The organism is Neorhizobium fuzhouense (assembly GCF_042611105.1).
In the GTDB taxonomy this organism is placed as follows: Bacteria; Pseudomonadota; Alphaproteobacteria; order Rhizobiales; family Rhizobiaceae; genus Neorhizobium; species Neorhizobium galegae_A.
In genome coordinates this window covers 197,331-215,671 of the sequence record NZ_JBHFFP010000011.1, presented here as the reverse complement: position 1 = coordinate 215,671, position 18,341 = coordinate 197,331, and the positions used below count along the sequence as shown (strand labels likewise).

The following is an 18,341-nucleotide window of genomic DNA, read 5'->3' as shown; positions in this document are numbered from 1 at the left end:
ACCGACAAACTCAGGCCAAGCCTGACATCCCTCCCGGGAACTAACCCGGAAAAAATAACGCGGGGTGGAGCAGCCCGGTAGCTCGTCAGGCTCATAACCTGAAGGCCGCAGGTTCAAATCCTGCCCCCGCAACCAACGAAACTTGCAAATTCTCCCACTCGGGAGACTTTCTCAGAAGCTCCTCGGCGTAAGCCTCGAGGAGCTTTTTGCGTTTGGACAAAGGGCGAACTCGCCAGACGCAATCCGGCTCAGGAGATCGTTTTGGGCGGCGGCCGCGAACTGCTGCTGCATCACGTCGATCACATCCATCGACGCCATGATCATCGCGATGTCGCCGTGCACCTGCAGAATGCAAGGTCAGGCAAAATGCTGACTCACGCTCAGCCGCTGCGAAACCTCTGCAACTGGATGGCCTCGCTCCGCGATCTGACGCACAGCATCACGCTTAAATTCTTCGGTGAATTCGATTTGCTCATGATGCTCTTCCTCGTCCAATTCAAGAAAGAAGCCGTCTACAAATCTTTGGGCTATTCATTCTTCGGCTGGGCTCCGCCCCACTGCCGCCGAGATGGCGCAGAACCTTTCCGCGCCATCTCGTGTTTGATCAGAAGACCTTGGTAATGGAAATTGCGAAGGTGCGGCCGCGGCCGTGATAGTCGAAGACCGATTCATCCACCAGTCCGCCATAGAGCGCCTTGGCACGAGAGCCCCAGACCGTGGTGTAATCCGTATCGAACAGGTTCTGAATGCCGAAATTGATCGTCGTTGCCTGTTCGGCGAAGGTATAGCGCCCGCCGAGATTGAAGAGATTGTAGCCCTCGATCTCGTAGCCGGCATCATCCTTCAGACTGAAGACATGCTCGCCGGTCAGCCGGACGGAAAGAGCTTCGTTGCCCCAGCCGATGTGGCCGCCGGCCTTCGACGTGCTCGCTGTGCCGACCGATTCCTTGTACCAGCCATCGTCCCCCTTCTTTTCCGATTTCACCCAGTGGCCGAGCAGACCGATATCGAAACCGTTGTCGAACTTGTAACCGGCCTCTGCCTCGATACCGTAGACCCGACGCTTCTCGTCGTTCATCTCGATGGTCAGCGTCGTGCGATTGAGGCTGATCGAGCGGTCGGAGGTGGAGTAATAGGCGGCTGTCGCGATGTTGAAGCTGCCGTCGTCATGGCGGAATCCGACTTCGAAACTGTCGGTCTTGATCGCCTCGAGTGCCGAGGTGGAGACGTTGACGCTATTGTTGAGAACGTAATGTCCGTTGGACAGTGTGTACGTGCCGACCCCATAATATTTGGCCGGGTCCGGCAGTTCGAACCCTTGCGAGAAGTTCGCATAGACCTGCTGGTCTGGAGTGAGGTCATACGTCGCGCCGGCATTCAGCAGCATTGCGTCGTAGTCGACTTCCCCACCGGGAATGGCATCAGCCGAAGTCGCCGCGCCATTGAGGATCGCTACCTGCTGGGCAGCACCAACGAAATCGCCGACTTCGGTCTTGGCAAACTGGTAGCGCAAGCCGCCGCTGACCGTCAGCCGGTCCGTCGCCTCCCAGGAGGCTTCGGCAAAGCCGGCAATCGTCGAAACATCGATATCCGGATAGAGGCCGGTGACGCCGATCGTGTCGAAATCCAGACCGCCGGACACAACCGCCGTCGTCAGATTGAAAATCGACTGGTCGGCCGAGAAACTGTCACGATCGGCATCGACGCCGTAGGTCAATGTCAAGGTGTCCGTGAGTTCCGACACCATGGCCGCCTTGAAGCTATAGTAATCCGTCGTCTGCTGGCTCGCGCCGAAATAGGTGCCGGCCTGTGTCCCCGTCGAGGGGAAGGGGTTGAAGACGATATCCTCTGATCGTATCGCCCCCTGCAGCAACAGTTGCTGGCCGAGGAAATCGGCATCGGTGTAGCTCAGCGCCAGCATCTTGCGGCGGGTCTGGGGCTCGACATCGGAGGAATAGCCGGAGCGGGCTTCGAACAGGCTCGGATTGGTGAGACCGGAGAGGTAGGGGCCGTAATAGAGGCCGTAATCGTTGTGTTGGGCACTATCGAAATACTGCATGGTCGCGTCGAGGCGGCGATCCTCGTCGATCTGCACCCCGACCGAGCCCATCACGTCTATGCGCTTGTTGAAAGCGGTCGAGGATTGGGTGATGTCGGGCGTCACCATTTCGCCAGAGCCATCGTAGTAGGCACCGGTTCGGTTGCCGGAGACCGACAGGCGGGCGTCCCAGTTGGCGCTGTTGTAGGTGACGGCGCCGGCCGCGTTGCGGTCGAGATCCTGGCTCCCCTGGAAGCCGCCGACAATGCCGGCCTGGGTTTCGGCATGCAGGCCGTCGCCCGCGTCCCGGCCCTTCTTGGTGATGATGTTGATGATGCCGCCGGTGGCATTGCCGCCATAAATTGCGGTGGCGCCGGATAGCACCTCCACGCGGGCAATATTGAACGGGTCGATCGAATCGAACTGGCGGCTGAGGCCACGGGCGGAATTGAGCGAGACACCGTCGATCAGCACAAGTGCCGTGCGACCACGCAGGTTCTGGCCGTAATTGGTCCGGGACCCCTCACTCGCCGCATCGAAGCTCGGCACGGTTTCGGCGAGGATCTGCTGCAGGCTCTTGCCCTGCAGCGCGGCGGCCTTGATCTCGGCTTCGTCGACAACCTTGATGGTGCGCGCGATCTCGGAGATCTTTTCCGGGGCGCGGCTGCCGGTGAGGACGATGCGGTCAAGAACGGTTTCGCCGGATGGTTCGGTCGCCGTTACGGCGTCTTCGCCGGCCGCATCCTGCGCAAGGCCTGCATCCGCGGCCGCCAGAAACGCCACCACCGCAAGCGCCGTCAACGCTGTGCTCGAACGTGCCAAGGGGCGGGTCCTTACCAGTTCACGCCTTTGTTCCCCACTGAAAGTCATAGATCCCCTCATCACTCACATTTTCGCGACGCTCGAGACTTGAGCGGCGCGAGATAAAACATTACTGCTTCTGTCATCTTTAGGACATGGCCGCAGCTCGCGCTTGGATGGAGGCGAACCTGGGTTGGACCAGCGCGAAGTTCCCGGAGGAAAGTTGACCATTCGCATGAGCTTGATCCGCCCCTTGAAGTTCGGCTCTTCAGCGCTCTCCGACACGGATGCCCGAGCGCTGTGCGGCAGCATTCTTATCGACATGACGAGAGGAACGAGCGTCAGCTTCGATGCAGATGACTTGAGCGGCCTCAACGGTCTGCACTGGCAAGGCCCGCTGCTGTCCCTGGCGACCGTCTACTTTCCGAAGACACCGGTGACGCTCACCTGTGAGGGAAGCCGGGACCGCGGCGTGTTGCTGCTGCGCTCGGTTGGCCAGCCTATTGTGGTGGAGCAGGCGCAGGTGTGGATCGAAGCGGAAAGCGGCGATGTGGTCTTCCTGCCGGCGCTCAGCGGATTGCGCATCACCTTGGCAGACGGAGGGCGCCTGGACTGCGCGCATCTGCCCGAACAGGCCATCGAGCGCCACCGCGCGACGATCGAGCCGCTGATGTTGAAGACAGTGTCCGCCGCCACTCTGCCGCTGCACATGATGACCAGCTATGCCGGCTATCTGCTGCAAAGCGAGCAGCAGACAGCCGAAGATGTGGCCATGATGGTCAGCCATTTCTATGATTTCCTGCCGCTTCTCTCGCAAGCTTTGGGAGGCGGGGCCAAAGCGACGATGCCGGATAATCGGCTGGCCCGCATCCGCGCGATGATCGACGCGCGCCTGGGCAATGGAGGCTTTTCGATCAACGACGTGGCCTTGGCCGAGGGCGTCACGCCGCGGGCAATCCAGAAGCTGTTTTCGCGCGAGGGCACGACCTTTTCCCGCCATGTGCTGGAGCGGCGGCTTGAGCGGGCGAAGGCATTGATGATGGCCTCGGGCGAGCGCCTGTCGATCGCTGACGTCGCCTATCAATGCGGCTTCAACGACCTGTCCTATTTCAACCGTTCGTTTCGCAGCCGCTACCAAATCCGGCCGTCGGACCTCAAACGGCAGGTTCGGCCGGCGGCTTGAGCCGTCGCAGCATCGAGAGCGACAGCGCGATGCCGAGGACCGAGATCACCGTTGCCAGCGAGAAGAGCCAGGCATAGCCGACACGATCGGCGATGATGCCGGCGAGCGACGTCCCGATGATGTAAACCACCAGTTCCGCGCAGGCGAGGAGCGTGAAATCGGTGCCCGGCTGGTCGTCGGAGGCGGATTTCATGAAGAAGGAATAGATCGCGACCAGTTCCATGTAGCGGATCAGCGTCTGGAAGCCGGAGGCGGCGAGCGCCACGGCCATGCCGGGCGCCAAACCGAAGGCATTGAGGGAAAAGGCGAGGAAGCACAGGCTGCGCAAGCCGCCGAGCAAAAGCAGCGTCGTGCCGAGGCCAAGCCTTCGGATGATAATGGCGGCAAGCAGCGCACCGGCAAGTCCCGCCGTCGCAGCCGCCGTGCCTGAGAGATAACCGATCCAGGCCGTCGGAACCTGGATGTCGACGAGATAGGCGCCCTCCATGCCACGCACGAGGCCTTCGCTTGCGCGGTAGGTGAGCGCAAAGCCGAGGATCAGCCAGGCGTGGGGACGGCGGAAAAAGGTTTTGAGGCTGGGCTTCGCCTGCGTGGGATCGATGTGCGCAAACGCATCGTTTTCCGCCATGTAGAGCGTGGCGACGAGCGGCAGGAGTGACAGGAATGCGACGAGGAGAATGGTCGGCGTCCAGCCGATCTTTTGCACGAGCACCAGAACCAGCGTGCCGCCGATGATGACGCCGAGTGCGACGGCCCCTGCCTGCACGGCATTGCCGACGGCACGGGCGCCTCCCTTGAGATTGCGCACGGCATATCCATCGGTGGCGATATCCTGCAGCGACGACAGAAGCGTGATGAAGAGGCCGAGGCCGAAGAGCGGCAATGCCTGGGATGGATCGAACAAGGCCATGGCGGCAATGCAAAGCGACACCAGCGCCTGGGTCGGAACGATCCAGCCCCGGCGATGGCCGAAGCGGGGCAAGAGCCTATGGCGATCAACAAACGGCGCAACGGCAAATTTGAGGACCAGCGGCAGCATCAGCAGCGAAAACAGGCCGATGGCGGTGCGCGAGGCACCGGCCTCGCGCATCAGCGGCGGAAGTGCCACAAGCAGCAGATAGGTCGGGATGCCCTGGGCGAGATAGAGACCGGCCAGCACGGCATAAAGCCGGGTCATGCCGCCTTGTGGTACGGATCCTGCCGCTTCGGCAGGTGCGTCGTGATCTATGGTCGATGGGGCGGGCAGTGACATGGGCGGTTCCGGCTGGTACTATAGCGGAGTATACAGCTCTTCTTTAGCCGTCGGTTATCGCTCGCGCTTGGACACAGGCGAACTGCTTGCGGATTGGAGCGAATGATCTCAGGGCGAAAAGTTTTGCACTTGACGAAACAGCTGTGTTGAACCGGCCGCCCAAGCCCGCAACCAAAAAACTTGTAAATTCTCCCACTCAGGAAAAACACGTCAAAAGCTCCTCAGCATAATCGCTGAGGAGCTTTTCGCGTTTGGCCTCCGTAGCGAATTCGCCGGATAAGATCCGGGCTTTCGTTCGTCGAGATGACTTGGCGGGCCGGACGGTTTGCCGCCCGGCCCCTCATGCCTCATCTTCTGCAATGGATCAGGCCGTTTCGATGGCCTGGGAGAGATCGGAAATCAGGTCGTCCGGATGTTCGATGCCGATGGAGAGGCGGACGTAGCCGGGGGTGACGCCGGTCGCCAACTGGTCCTCGATCGACAGCTGGGAATGCGTGGTGGTCGAGGGATGGATCGCCAGCGAACGTGCGTCACCGATATTGGCGAGGTGGTAGAACAACTTCAGCGCATCGATGAAGCGCCTGCCAGCTTCGCGGCCGCCCTTCAGTTCGAAGCCCACCAGCGCGCCGTAAGTGCCGGGCTTGAAATAGGTGTCGGCCCGGCGCCTGGCTTCCCCTTCCTGGAATTTTGGAAAGATGACGTTTGCGACCTTGGGGTGGTTGTTGAGATAGTCTGCGACCTTGATTGCATTTTCTGTGTGCTGGCGAAGCCTGAGCGGAAGCGTCTCGATGCCCTGGATCAGCTGGAAAGCGTTCTGCGGGCTGATGGCCGCACCGATGTCGCGCAGCAGCACGGCGCGGGCCCGCAGGATATACGGGTGAAAGCCGATGGCATCCGCTTTCTCGATCCAGGTCTTGCCCTGGTAGCTCGGATCGGGTTCGTTGAGGGCCGGCTGGCGCTCGGCGAGATCGCGCCAGGGGAAGGTACCGCTGTCGACGATCGCACCGCCAATCGAGGTGCCGTGGCCACCGATATATTTCGTTGCGGAATAGACGACGACAGCCGCACCATGCTCCAACGGGCGGATGATCAGCGGTGCTGCGGTGTTGTCCACGATCAGCGGAATGCCGAAGCGGCGTCCGATCGCAGCCACCTCGCCGATCGGGAAGACCTCGAGCTTGGGATTGGGCAGGGATTCTGCGTAATAGGCGCGCGTTCGGTCATCCGTGGCGCGGGCAAAGGCTTCCGGGTCGGCCGCATCGACGAAGCGGGTCTCGATGCCGAAGCTCTTCAGGGTCGCAGCAAACAGCGCCCATGTGCCGCCATAAAGGCCGGCGGACGAGACGATGTTGTCGCCGGCGCGCGCAAGATTGAGGATTGCGAAGGCGGATGCCGCCTGGCCCGAAGAGACAGCAAGTGCCGCGGCGCCGCCCTCCAGTTCTGCAAGCCGCTGCTCGAACGCATCCTGCGTCGGGTTGGAGACGCGGGTGTAGAGATGGCCGGCCGCCTCCAGCGCGAATAGTTTGTCGGCGCCCTCGGTTCCGGGCAGCTGGAAAGACGTGGTCTGGTAGATCGGGACTGCAACGGCGCCCGTGGCCGGATCATAGCGGAAGCTGCCGCCATGGAGGGCCTGGGTTTCCGGGTGGCGGCTGCGGAAGGACGATGCGCCGGGCGTCGTGACCTCCTTGGCGTTTACGATCGTTTCGGCGGATTGCTGCAGGGTCATGGTTTCTCTCCTCATCAGGCACTTCAGCGCGGACGCGTGCCGAGCATGGATTGAACGGCCGCGCTGACAAGCAGTGCCGCGGCAATCCAAAGGGATTCCGGCGCGTACCACCGGAGTTCGAAGACATGGGTCTGGGTGCAGAGTGCCTGGGCGAGCCGGCAAAGATCCGTCTCTGCCGCCATGCAGACAATGGCCTGGCGATGCGTAACATAGCCGTTGGAGATGACGGTGGAGAAAACCAGCCACCACCAGGCGACACTGACCGCAAGGACGAGGCTTGCAAGTGCCGACAGAACGATGGGCAGGCGCGTCTCAGACATCGGCCGTCACTCCGAGCTCCTGCAGCAGAACCTGCCGCAGCCGGATAAGATCGCCGTCGTCGCGGCGCCGCGGATGGGGCCTGGGCACCGCCACTTCCGACAGGATCCGCGCCGGCCTGTTGGAAAACACAATGACGCGATCGGCGAGAAGCAGCGCTTCCTCCACGTCATGCGTGACCAGCACTGCGGTGAAACGCACATCCCGCCACAGTTGGACCAGTTCCTGTTGCATGCTGAGGCGCGTCAGCGAATCGAGCTTGCCGAAAGGCTCGTCGAGCAGCAGCAGTTTCGGTTCGTTGACGAGGGCGCGCGCGATCGCGACGCGCTGCGCCATGCCGCCGGAGAGCTGGTGCGGATAGACATGGGCAAAGGCTTCGAGCCCGACCCGCCGCAAGATCTCATCGACCCGGTAGCCCTCGCTCTTCAGGAGCCCGCGGGCGTCGAGCCCTGCCGCGACGTTCTTGCGCACCGTCATCCAGGGAAACAGAGTGGCTTCCTGGAAGACCAGGATGCGGTCAGGATGGGGCTTTTCGATTGTCCGGCCATCCTCCGTCAGCCTGCCGGCAAGGGGCAAGTCGAGGCCGGCCGCGAGCCGCAGCAGCGTCGATTTCCCGCAGCCCGATGGCCCCAGCAGCGCCACGAATTCGCCGGGCTTCACCGAAATCGAAACATCATCCAGCACCGGCAGGGGACGGTCGCCGATCGTATAACCATGCGAAACATGTTCGATCGCGAGCGCCAGGTTGGGCCGGTCGGCCGCATTGGTTTCAAGGGCAATCGCCATCAAAGGATCCCCTTCTGCCAGTCGAGAAGACGGTCGCGGACGATGAACTGCAGTCGCACGAGGCCGGCGCAGATCAGAGCCATGATGATCAGGGCCGCATAGACATTGGCATAGGCGGAATAGGCGGTGTTGAACTGCAGATACCAGCCCAGGCCGAACTTGGCGCCGAGCATTTCGGCAACCACCAGAACGGCGAAGGAATAATAGAGGCCCATGAACAAACCGACGAAGACATTCGGCAGAGAGGCCGGGATGGCGATGTTGAAAATGAGATAGCGGTTATCGGCTCCCAGCGTGCGGGCGACGTCGTAATAGGCGCGGTTGACCTGGCCGACCCCCGCCGCCGTCAGGATCGCGACGGGAATGCCCGAGGCGAGCGCCACGAGAAAAATCGAGGCGTGGAAGGTGCTCGGGAAGATGAAGAAGGTGCAGGGGATCCAGGCGCTGGCCGGAACAGGACCGATCAGTTTCAGGACCGGCATGCCCCAATAGGCGAAGCGTTTCGACCAGCCGAGGCCGACCCCGGCGATAAAACCCACGGCAACACCGGAAAAGAAGCCCAGCCCCCAGAGCCGCGCAGTATAGCCCACGCAAACCAGCAGCCGCTGCCAATCCGTCACGTAGACATGGAGGAGGCCCTGGGGCGGCGAGAAGAACGGCTTCGGGAGCCAGCCCAGCTTGGCCGTGGTCAGTTCCCAGAGCGCGATCCATAGGCCCAGAACGATGAACCAGGGGCCGTAATGCCTGAGTGTTGCCGCTGATCGGCCGAGGTGCGGCTGAACGAGCGCCAGGCCGAGAAAGACCAAGGCGATGACGCCGGTCGCGATTGCAAAGAGTTCGGTCGCGCCCCAGGTGATCTTGTCGGGGAGCGCGGCGGTGATGGCTGCCGCGGCCGCCCAGGTGCCGGCGGCCAGGAGCCCGTCACGCCATATGGACGGAAGGTAGCGCAAGGCCGCGGGGCCGCGTGCGACATGCTCCCGTTCCGGCGAGATCCCACCCTGGACAGCGTCGCTCATGCCCGGCTCACGCGAAGATATCGATGGTGATGCGATCAGCAATTTCCTCGGGATCCGTCGAGGCATCAATCACGCCCGTCAGCTTCAGATCCTGGTAGCCGGTTTTGACTTCGTTCCGCAGGGCCTTGCCGAACCAGTGGTCGTGATAGGTGAGGGACGACAGCACCTCTGTCAGATCCTGAAGCGGCAGTCCCGGCTTCAGCGTGTCAAAATACCATTTTGCCACTTCGTCGGGGTGCTGTGCGGTGAACTGGTGAATCTCCAGATTGGCGGCTGCCACACGCTTGATGGCGTCCTTGTTGGCCGCGTAATAGTCGCCGTTGACGCCGAGCACGCAGCAGACACGATCCTTGAAGGTGTCGGTCTGGGTGTCCGCGATCTTCACGAAGCCATGCTGCTTCTCGTAGGAATAGGCCCAGGGGTCCATATGAGCCACCGCATCGGCCTCGCCCTTCAGCACACCTTCCGCCACGAGATCGAAGGGAAAGACCTTCCAGGTCACGTCGGTTTCCGGGTTGAGGCCCGCCTTGACAAGCGCAACCGAGAAAGCAACGCGCGAGGGCGACATCACGTCGAAGGTGCCGATGGTCTTGCCCTTCAGGTCGACCAGCGTCTTGATGCCCGAATCCGGCTTGACGAGAACGCGCTGGCAGCCGCCATGGGAACCCACGAACAGCTTGACGTCGAAACCCTGCTCGATCGGCTTCAGCCAGTCGTAAAGCAGTCCCGGACCGGCTTCCGCCTTGCGGGTGGCGAGGGACTGGATCAGCGTCTGTCCGCTGGCGCCCTGATAGAACAATTCGACATCGAGACCATGCTTGGCATAGATCCCCTTGGCAAGACCGAAGCCGACAGGCGAATGGCACGCCGCCACCTCGGTCCATTCGAGCTTGATAGGAATGAGGTTGCCTGCGATGGCATAATTGGTGGTGCGTGCGGCAAAGGTGCCAACGACGGCCGCCGCGCCGGCCGCGCCAGCGGTCCGCAGCAAGGTCCGGCGGCTGACCCCAGACGCCTGACCGTTTGATAGGCTGGAGTTTTCTGGCATGATCCTGTCCCCATCATGATTGATGACGACAGGCTACCGGATCGATTAATTTTCTACAGATTTAATGGATTATTTTCCGCGGATCTTGGAGAAATCTGTTTTCTCGCGTGAGGGCCCGCTGGACGGTTTTGCCCCTCCCGCTGCGTTCGGGAGGGGCGGGCGCCTCAGGTTCAGGCACGTGCTGCCTGCGGTTCCGGCGGCAGAAGGTCGGCGTAATGGGCGCGGGCCACATCGGGATGCGAGCGTAGCCGGCTCTTCAGGACATTGCTGCCGACCTCGCGGAAGATCGGATTGAGCGGGTCCACGGTGATGCCGCGTTCCGCACTGTGGAGTTCCGGCGGCAGGTCGATGACCGGGATGCTGGCATCATAGCGGGCACCCATGAAGAAGGCGACCGAGAAGCGCTCGACACCCGCCGGCGGGGCGATCACGTCATGAACGTCGGCGCGCACGAAGCCGTTTGTCGCAAGCTCCAGCAGTTCGCCCGTGTTGATGATGAAGGTGCCCGGGATCGGCGGAGCATCGAGCCAGACGCCCTCTTCGGTGCGCACGCGCAACCCGGGTGTCACGTCCTGGAGGAGCACCGTGACGAAGCCGCCATCCTTGTGGGCGCCGACGCCCTGGTCGCTCTGCGCAACATCGCGGCCCGGATAGCGGATGATTTTGAGGAGCTTGGTGGGCTCCGGCTCGTAGATGTCGGAAAACACGTCCTCATCCTGGCCGAGCGCCACCGAGATCGCCTTCAGCACCTCGATGCCGATACGCGTCACTTCCGCCTGATAGGCGAGCAGGATCGGCTTCAGTTCCGGCAGGGCCGACGGCCACTGGTTCGGTCCCACCAGCCGGGCCCATGCAGGCGTATCGGGACCGATCGGCAGCGGATCGCTTTCGTTGTTGACGTCGACCTGCTCGCGCCAGTCCTGTTCGCCGCGCGTGCGCTCAAGCCCTGCGCGATTGTAGCCGCGGAAATGCGGCGACTTTACCATCTCGATCTCCAGCTTGTCCTTCTCCGGCAGGGCGAAGAACCGCTTTGAGGTGGCGACCACGTCGGCGATCAGCTTGGGATCGACGCCGTGGCCGGTGAGGTAGAAGAAGCCGTGGTCGTGAAGGATGGCGCGCAGCTCGGCCACGAAGCGGGCGCGTTCCTCCGGCCCCTTGCTGAAGCGGGAGATGTCGACAAAGGGCAGGTGACTGGTCTGGGCATGAATGGTCATGATGTCTTCCTCAGGTGAATGGGACAGCGGATGGGCCGCGGTGACGAATTTGACGGCGTCATCACGGTCAGGCGGCGCGCCTGCTGCGGGCGATGCGGTGGTTGACGGCGCGGGCGGCGATATCGCCTGTCACCTGTACGGTCTGGACGATGGCCACCAACACGACGACGACGGCAATCATCACCTCCGGCATGAAGCGCTGATAGCCGAAGCGGATGCCGAGATCGCCCAGGCCGCCGCCGCCGACCGTGCCGGCCATGGCGGAATAGCCGATGAGGCTTACCAGCGTGACCGTCTGGCCGGCGACGATGCCGGGCAACGCCTCCGGCAGCAGCACCTTGAAGATGATCTGCAGCGGGCTTGCCCCCATGCTTTCGGCAGCCTCGATCAGGCTCTGGTCGACCTCGCGCATCGCCGCTTCTGCAAGCCGCGCATAGAGCGGCGTGATTGCGACCGTCAGCGGCACCACGGCGGCGAAGGTGCCGACCGTCGTGCCGACAACCAGTCGGGTGAAGGGAATGATCGCCACCATCAGAATGATGAACGGCGTGGAGCGGACGAGGTTGACCGCCGTGCCGATCACCTTGTTGAACCAGGGCCGCTCCAGGAACTGGCCGCGCGACGTGACGACCAGCAAAACACCGAGCGGCAGGCCGATCACGGTCGAGAGGAGAGCCGAGACCGCGACCATCGTCAGCGTCTGCTGCAGGGAATCAACGAGCAGCGCGACGAGCGCCGGCGGGAACAGATCGGACAACATGGCCGATGACCTCTGCGTGAAGATTGAGGGACGTAAGATGGGCGAGCACGTCGGCAAGATCCGGCCTGCCGCCTTCGGCGATGACCGTGATGATGCCGAGAGGCTTGCCGGCGATGTAATCGATGCGTCCGTGCAGGATGTTCGGCCGGATGCCGAATTTCTCAACGAGCGTCGTGACCACGGGGTCGTGCGCCGCATCTCCGGTAAAGGTGATGCGCAGCACGGGGTCGCTGCCTTCGATCGGCGCTGCGATCAGCTGGCGGGTCACCTCTTCAGGCAGATCGTGGGCGACGATGCTCGACAGGAACGAGCGGGCGATCCGCGATTTCGGGAAGGCAAAGACGTCGAAGGTCGGACCTGTTTCGATCACCTTGCCGCCTTCCAGCACCGTGACGTGATCGGCGATGCGGCGCACCACCTCCATCTCGTGGGTGATCAGCACGACGGTGATGCCGGTGCGGCGGTTGATCTCCCGCAGAAGATCGAGGATCTGCACCGTCGTCTCGGGATCAAGCGCGGATGTCGCCTCGTCCGAGAGCAACACGGCCGGGTCCAGTGCAAGCGCACGGGCGATGCCAACGCGCTGCTTCTGTCCGCCCGAGAGCTCGGAGGGATAGGCATCGGCCTTGCCGGCAAGGCCGACGAGATCGAGCAGCGCGGCGACCTTCTGGCGGACGACATCCTTCGGCACGCCGGCGATCTCCAGCGGCAGTGCCACGTTCCCGGCGGCCGTGCGCGAGGACAGCAGGCTGAAATGCTGGAAGATCATGGCGATGTCCCGTCGCGCCTTGCGCAGGGCAGGGCCGCGCAGGGACGAGATTTCCCGGCCGGATACTGCGACCCGGCCGGATGTGGGGGCGACAAGCCCGTTCAGGCAGCGAACCAACGTGCTCTTGCCCGCGCCGGACCGGCCGATAATGCCGTGGATCGATCCCTTCGCGATCGTCAGCGAGACATCGTCCAGCACCGGCCCGACCTTGCGGTCGTAGGTCTTGGTCAGGGAGCTGACCTCGATGATGGTCTCGGGGCGGGACGCCGCCACCACGGCGGGGTCCTCCGGCGTCGGACCGCTCAGCGGCGGAGCCTCGTTCGTGCGTGCCAGGAGCGTCATATCACCAGCCCGCGATCACATTGCCCTGGAAGGTCCTGTCGATGACGGCCTTCACTTCGGGGGACTTGTAGGCTTCGACGAGGGTCGCGACCCAGGGCGCATCTTTGTTCTTGTCCGCGACCGCGATCAGGCAGAAGTAGTCCGACAGCTGGTCCTCGATCAGGATGCCGTCTTTCTTCGGGTTCAAGCCGGCCGACAGGGCGAAATGGGAGGTGATGACCGAGAAGTCGACATCTTCCAGCGAGCGCGGCAATTGCGCGGTTTCCATCGGAATGATCTTGATGTTCTTCGGGTTCTCGATGATGTCGAGTTCCGTTGCATTATAGGTGAGGCCGGCCTTCAGCTTGATCACGCCGCCGGCCTCCAGAAGCTTCAGCGCGCGTCCAGCATTGCTGGGATCGTTCGGGATCGTCACCTGCGCGCCCTTGGGCAGGTCGGCCAGCGACTTGTACTTCTTGGAATAGCCAGCCATCGGCAGGAGCACCGTCTTGCCGCCGACAGCAACGAGATGGAGGCCACGATCCTTGTTTTGCTGGTTCAGGTAAGGCGTATGCTGAAAGCCGTTGGCATCAAGGTCGCCGTCATTGGTCGCCGGGTCGATCAGGGCGCCGTCGGAGAATTCAACGACCTTGATGTCGAGGCCCTTGGCCTTGGCAACCGGCACCAGCGCTTCGGCGATCTGGGCATGCGGCCCTGCCGTGACGCCGAACTTGATGGTTTCGGCCAGTGCCGCGCCATGGGTCGCCACGAACAGGGCGACCGCCGAAACCGTGCCTGCGATGAACTTCGAATAACGCATTCCAAGTGTTCCTTTTTGAGTGTTATGGGTGTCAGTATTATGCGGCAAGGTCCGGCAGGACCTTTCCAGGATTGAGGATTCCGTCGGGATCGAGGGTGATCTTGAGGCTGCGCATCAGAGCAACGGCCGCGGCGCCGTGTTCCGCTTCAAGGACGTGCCGCTTGCCGAGTCCGACGCCGTGCTCGCCGGTCACCGTGCCGCCGGCATTGAGTGCGCGCTCGATGATACGGTCGGATAATGTGCGGACCGCTTCGTCCTCCTCATGCAGATGCATGAAGACGCAGTGGAAATTGCCGTCGCCGACATGGCCGACGATATAGGCCGGGATACCCGAGCCCGCGACGTCTTCGCGGGTTTCCAGGATCACCTCGGACAGGCGCGAGATCGGCACGCAGACATCGCTCGGCCAGGACACGGCGCCCGGCCGTTCGGCCTTCGCCCAGGCGAGGCAGTCGCGCCGGGTCTCCCAGAGCGCCGTCGTGGCCGCTCCCGGCGCCACCCATTGCAGCGGCGTGCCGCCATGATCGGCGACGATCTCGGCAATAACCTCCGATACGGCCGCGATTTCGGCGGCCTGGCCGTGAAACTCGAAGAACAGCGTCGGCAGGGCGGCAAGGGCCATGCTGCCGCGCCGGATCACGACATCGACGAGCGGGGCGTCGAGTAGTTCGACGCGGCCGATGGCAAGGCCGGTGCGCTTGATCTCGATGACGGCCTGCACGGCGCCTGCAAGCGTGGCGAAGCCGGCATGGGCAGAGACCGCATCGGGGATCGGATGAAGCCTCAAGGCGATTTCCGTGATGATCCCGAGCGTGCCTTCGGAGCCGACGAAAAGCCTTGTCAGGTCATAGCCCGACGAGGATTTGCGCGCGAGCGAACCGGTCCTGACGATCGCGCCATCGGCGGTCACGACGGTCAATCCCAGAACGTTCTCGCGCATCACGCCGTAGCGCACTGCATTGGTGCCGCTGGCGCCGGTCGAGGCCATGCCACCGAGCGAGGCGTTGGCGCCGGGATCGATGGGGAAGAACAGTCCGGTTTCGCGCAGGGCATGATTGAGATCGAGCCTTCGCACGCCCGCGCCGACCCTTGCGATCATGTCGTCGCGGCGGATCTCGATGATCTCGTTCAGTCGCGACGTGTCGAGCGAGATGCCGCCCTGAACCGGGATCGCCCCACCCTCCAGCCCCGACCCGGCGCCAAAGGGGGTGATCGGCACGCGATGGCGCGCCGCGATCGCGACGATGGCGGCAACCTCTTCCGTGGATTGGGGCAGCACGACGATGTTCGGCGCATGGCGCGCATGGTGGCTTTCGTCTCCCGCCCGCAGGCCGGTTGCCGAAGCACCCGTCAGCGCACGCGAACCGAGAAGGGAGACGAGTTCGGCGGTGGCGAACTCGATCCCGATGGGTCTGACCGGCTGGGTCATGACGCGGCCCTCAGGCTGAGATTGGCGCGCCAGCGCCGCAGCCTTTCCACCGCCTCCTCAAGCGTTTCGGTGGTCTTGGCAAAGCAAAAGCGCACATGGCTCCTGATGTCGCGGGCGCCATAGAAGGAAGAGATTGGAACCGGGGTCACCTTGGCCTCGGTAGTCAACCGGCGGGAAAATTCAAGGTCGTCACCGGCCAGATCGAGGTCATCGATGGCGGCGATGGCGAAATAGGTCGCAGCAACCTCATCGACGCGGAAGCCTGCATCCCGCAGGCCTGCCACAAGCAGGTCGCGCCGGGCGGCGAGCCTCAACTTCAGGTCGCTGAAATAGTTGTCGGGCAACGAGAGCCCCGTGGCGACCGCTGCCTGCAACGCCGGCGGCGTGGTGAATGTGACGAACTGGTGGGCACGCGCGATCGGTCGCAGCAGATCGGCCGATGCCGTCACATAGCCGACCTTCCAGCCGGTCAGCGAGAAGCTCTTGCCGGCCGAGCCGATGCGCACCACGCGGTCGCGGACGCCCTCGACCGACATCAGGGAGAGGAAGGGCCGTCCGTCAAAGACGAGATGCTCGTAGACTTCGTCCGAAACGATGATGAGATCATGCCGGATTGCAAGGTCGGCGAGAAAGGCAAGTTCGTCCGCGTCGAAGATCTTGCCGATCGGGTTCATCGGCGTGTTGACGACGATCAATCGCGTCCGGGGCGTGACGGCGGCCGCAAGCGCCTCCCGCGGCAGGTCCCAGGTGGGCGGTGCAAGGCGGACGGGAACAACCGTACCACCGGCGCGGCGGATCAGTGTTGCATAGGCGTCGTAGACGGGTTCGAAGACGATGACTTCGTCACCCGCCTGCAGCAGGGCAAGGAACGTATCCGTCAGCGCTTCGGTCGCGCCGGATGTGACAAGCACCTCCTTTTCCCAATCGATATCGAGCCCGGCAAACCGCCTGGCATTGTCGGCAACGGCCTGGCGCAGTGCGGGCAGTCCCATCATCGGGGGATACTGGTGTGGACCATCCCGCAGCGCCTTGACCGCCGCCTCGATCACCTCTTCCGGCTCGAAGCCCTCCGGGAAGCCCTGGCCCAGATTGATCGACCCGACGTCTGCTGCCAGTCTCGACATGGATTCGAATATGGACGTGCCGGCCTGGGCAAATATCGGATTGGTCATTGATACTCCTGGGGTTTTCGAGAACTTAAAATCCACAAAAAGAATAGACAAAGTATAGTCTTGCAGACCAGCTGCAGCTTTGGGAAGAATTTTCTCTTTCGGAGGCCGGCGTGGGTAAGTCCGTGTGTGGGCATGCGCGTGCCGCTCGGCCTGCGGAAGGCCAGCAAAAATTTTCCCGGAAATTATAAATTAATAACATAGAATTACTAGATTAATGGTCCGCTTCTGCCATGCTCTCGAGCATAGCCAGATGGGACCGCGTGCTCGATGAGCAAGATCATCCATTTCAATGCCTTCGACATGAATTGTGTCGGCCATCAGTCACCGGGCCTCTGGGCGCATCCCCGCGACAGGTCTTGGAAATACAAGGATCTGGATTACTGGCAGGATCTGGCGCGCACGCTGGAGAGCGGCGTGTTCGACGGCATCTTCATCGCCGATGTGATCGGCTATTACGATGTCTACAAGGGCAACAATTATCACGCCATCCATCAGGCGGCGCAGATCCCGGTCAATGATCCGATCCAGCTTGCCGCGCCGATTGCACTGGCGACAGAGCATCTGGGCATCGGTATCACGGCCTCCACGTCCTTCGAGCATCCCTACACCTTCGCCCGGCGGCTCGCGACGGCAGATCATCACACCAAGGGGCGGCTCGGCTGGAATATCGTCACCTCCTATCTCGAAAGCGGTGCGAAGAATGTCGGGCAGACGGGCTTGCAGCAGCACGACAACCGTTACGAGATCGCCGCGGAATATCTCGAGGTGATCTACAAGCTGCTGGAAGGCTCCTGGGAGGAGGGCGCCGTCGTTCGGGATCGGGAGAAGCGCGTCTTCACCATTCCCGACAAGGTCCATGAGATCGGCCACCACGGCAAACACTTCCAGGTTCCCGGCTATGCGCTGACGGAACCCTCGCCCCAGCGCACCCCCGTCCTCTACCAGGCAGGTGCATCCGGCCCCGGCAAGAAATTTGCTGCCGAAAATGCAGAATGCGTCTTCGTGGCGGCGCAAACCAAGACGATCCTGCGCAACTACGTGCGCGACATCCACGCCCGGTTGACCGCCGCGGGCCGGGCGCCTGGAGATGTCCGGATCTACAATCTGCTGACCGTCATCGTCGACGAGACGGACGAGAAGGCGCGCGCCAGGTTTCGCGACTATCTCGACTATGTTTCCTATGACGGCGCGCTGGTCTTCATGTCGGGTTGGACGGGGGTCGATTTCTCGCGCTACCAGCCGGACGATCTCATCCGCAAGGTGGAGACCAACGCCATCCATTCCGCCATCGAAAGCCTCTCGGAAGGCGATCCGAACAAGCGCTGGACCATTCGAGAACTGGCGGAATGGGGCGGGATCGGCGGCATGGGGCCGGTGATCGTCGGCTCGGCCGCAACGGTGGCCGACGAGTTGCAGCATTGGGTCGAGGAAACCGGCGTCGATGGGTTCAACCTCGCCTACGCCGTCACGCCCGAAACCTTCGAAAACGTCGTCGGCTATCTGGTGCCGGAGCTGCAGCGGCGTGGCGCCTATCCGACATCCTACCAGCCCGGCACGCTGCGCGAAAAACTGTTCGGCAAGGGCGCGCATCTGCAGGCACCCCATCCCGCAGCAGGCTACCGCGACATCGAAGCCGTCAAGAGACACCAGGCGCTGCTGGCCACCGGCAGCTGAGCAACCTCACCGGA

The 18,341-nt window shown here is 62.7% G+C and carries 16 protein-coding genes and 1 tRNA gene; 4 read left to right on the top strand and 13 right to left on the bottom strand.

Annotation, left to right across the window (positions count from 1 at the left end; genetic code table 11):
- Nucleotides 1-58 precede the first annotated feature (58 nt).
- Both ACEXP3_RS19230 and ACEXP3_RS24725 read left to right on the top strand, forming a co-directional pair.
- A tRNA-Met gene (locus tag ACEXP3_RS19230) sits at nt 59-135 on the top strand.
- Between the two features lie 126 nt (nt 136-261).
- Nucleotides 262-621, top strand: coding sequence for a hypothetical protein (locus ACEXP3_RS24725; RefSeq protein WP_508436200.1), 360 nt, complete (start codon nt 262-264; stop codon nt 619-621).
- Here ACEXP3_RS24725 and rhtA read toward each other — a convergent pair.
- The gene (rhtA, locus tag ACEXP3_RS19220) at nt 605-2,860 is read right to left on the bottom strand and encodes a TonB-dependent siderophore receptor RhtA (protein WP_377298669.1); all 2,256 of its coding nucleotides are present in this window, start codon (nt 2,858-2,860) and stop codon (nt 605-607) included. The genes ACEXP3_RS24725 and rhtA overlap by 17 nt on opposite strands.
- A 214-nt stretch (nt 2,861-3,074) precedes the next feature.
- Here rhtA and ACEXP3_RS19215 point away from each other — a divergent pair, with 214 nt between their 5' ends.
- Nucleotides 3,075-4,022, top strand: coding sequence for a helix-turn-helix transcriptional regulator (locus ACEXP3_RS19215; RefSeq protein ID WP_377298668.1), 948 nt, complete (start codon nt 3,075-3,077; stop codon nt 4,020-4,022).
- On the opposite strand, the gene ACEXP3_RS19210 is transcribed toward ACEXP3_RS19215, so the two are convergent.
- The 12 genes from ACEXP3_RS19210 to ACEXP3_RS19155 all read right to left on the bottom strand — a co-directional run bounded on the left by ACEXP3_RS19210 (nt 3,994) and on the right by ACEXP3_RS19155 (nt 16,653).
- Nucleotides 3,994-5,274: a RhtX/FptX family siderophore transporter gene (locus ACEXP3_RS19210; protein WP_377298667.1), complete on the bottom strand. Its 1,281-nt coding sequence runs from the start codon at nt 5,272-5,274 to the stop codon at nt 3,994-3,996. The two genes, ACEXP3_RS19215 and ACEXP3_RS19210, sit on opposite strands and share 29 nt — an antisense overlap.
- Nucleotides 5,275-5,638: 364 nt before the next feature.
- Nucleotides 5,639-7,000, bottom strand: coding sequence for an O-acetylhomoserine aminocarboxypropyltransferase/cysteine synthase family protein (locus tag ACEXP3_RS19205; RefSeq protein WP_377298666.1), 1,362 nt, complete (start codon nt 6,998-7,000; stop codon nt 5,639-5,641).
- 23 nt (nt 7,001-7,023) lie between these two features.
- Nucleotides 7,024-7,320 carry a hypothetical protein gene (locus tag ACEXP3_RS19200; protein ID WP_377298665.1) on the bottom strand — a complete coding sequence of 99 codons (297 nt, stop codon included), beginning with the start codon at nt 7,318-7,320 and terminating at the stop codon, nt 7,024-7,026.
- Complete coding sequence (locus ACEXP3_RS19195; protein ID WP_377298664.1) at nt 7,313-8,104, bottom strand: ABC transporter ATP-binding protein; 792 nt, start codon at nt 8,102-8,104, stop codon at nt 7,313-7,315. The genes ACEXP3_RS19200 and ACEXP3_RS19195 overlap by 8 nt, the downstream gene beginning before the upstream one ends.
- On the bottom strand, nt 8,104-9,120 hold the full coding sequence (locus ACEXP3_RS19190; protein WP_377298663.1) for an ABC transporter permease: 1,017 nt from the start codon (nt 9,118-9,120) through the stop codon (nt 8,104-8,106). The genes ACEXP3_RS19195 and ACEXP3_RS19190 overlap by 1 nt, the downstream gene beginning before the upstream one ends.
- Before the next feature lie 7 nt (nt 9,121-9,127).
- Nucleotides 9,128-10,111, bottom strand: coding sequence for an ABC transporter substrate-binding protein (locus ACEXP3_RS19185; RefSeq protein ID WP_377298662.1), 984 nt, complete (start codon nt 10,109-10,111; stop codon nt 9,128-9,130).
- Between the two features lie 227 nt (nt 10,112-10,338).
- Nucleotides 10,339-11,382: an isopenicillin N synthase family dioxygenase gene (locus ACEXP3_RS19180; RefSeq protein ID WP_377298661.1), complete on the bottom strand. Its 1,044-nt coding sequence runs from the start codon at nt 11,380-11,382 to the stop codon at nt 10,339-10,341.
- A gap of 67 nt (nt 11,383-11,449) precedes the next feature.
- Nucleotides 11,450-12,142 (bottom strand): methionine ABC transporter permease, encoded by a 693-nt coding sequence (locus ACEXP3_RS19175; protein WP_377298660.1) that lies wholly within the window; start codon nt 12,140-12,142, stop codon nt 11,450-11,452.
- A complete protein-coding gene (locus tag ACEXP3_RS19170; RefSeq protein ID WP_377298659.1) occupies nt 12,096-13,253 on the bottom strand; it encodes a methionine ABC transporter ATP-binding protein in 1,158 nt (385 codons plus the stop codon). The genes ACEXP3_RS19175 and ACEXP3_RS19170 overlap by 47 nt, the downstream gene beginning before the upstream one ends.
- Nucleotide 13,254: 1 nt before the next feature.
- Nucleotides 13,255-14,052 carry a MetQ/NlpA family ABC transporter substrate-binding protein gene (locus tag ACEXP3_RS19165; protein ID WP_377298658.1) on the bottom strand — a complete coding sequence of 266 codons (798 nt, stop codon included), beginning with the start codon at nt 14,050-14,052 and terminating at the stop codon, nt 13,255-13,257.
- A 37-nt stretch (nt 14,053-14,089) separates the two neighbouring features.
- On the bottom strand, nt 14,090-15,481 hold the full coding sequence (locus ACEXP3_RS19160) for an FAD-binding oxidoreductase (RefSeq protein ID WP_377298657.1): 1,392 nt from the start codon (nt 15,479-15,481) through the stop codon (nt 14,090-14,092).
- Nucleotides 15,478-16,653, bottom strand: coding sequence for an aminotransferase (locus ACEXP3_RS19155; protein ID WP_377298656.1), 1,176 nt, complete (start codon nt 16,651-16,653; stop codon nt 15,478-15,480). Before ACEXP3_RS19155 ends, ACEXP3_RS19160 begins: the two co-directional genes overlap by 4 nt.
- Before the next feature lie 267 nt (nt 16,654-16,920).
- Here ACEXP3_RS19155 and ACEXP3_RS19150 point away from each other — a divergent pair, with 267 nt between their 5' ends.
- Nucleotides 16,921-18,327 carry an LLM class flavin-dependent oxidoreductase gene (locus ACEXP3_RS19150; protein WP_377298655.1) on the top strand — a complete coding sequence of 469 codons (1,407 nt, stop codon included), beginning with the start codon at nt 16,921-16,923 and terminating at the stop codon, nt 18,325-18,327.
- Nucleotides 18,328-18,341: the final 14 nt, after the last annotated feature.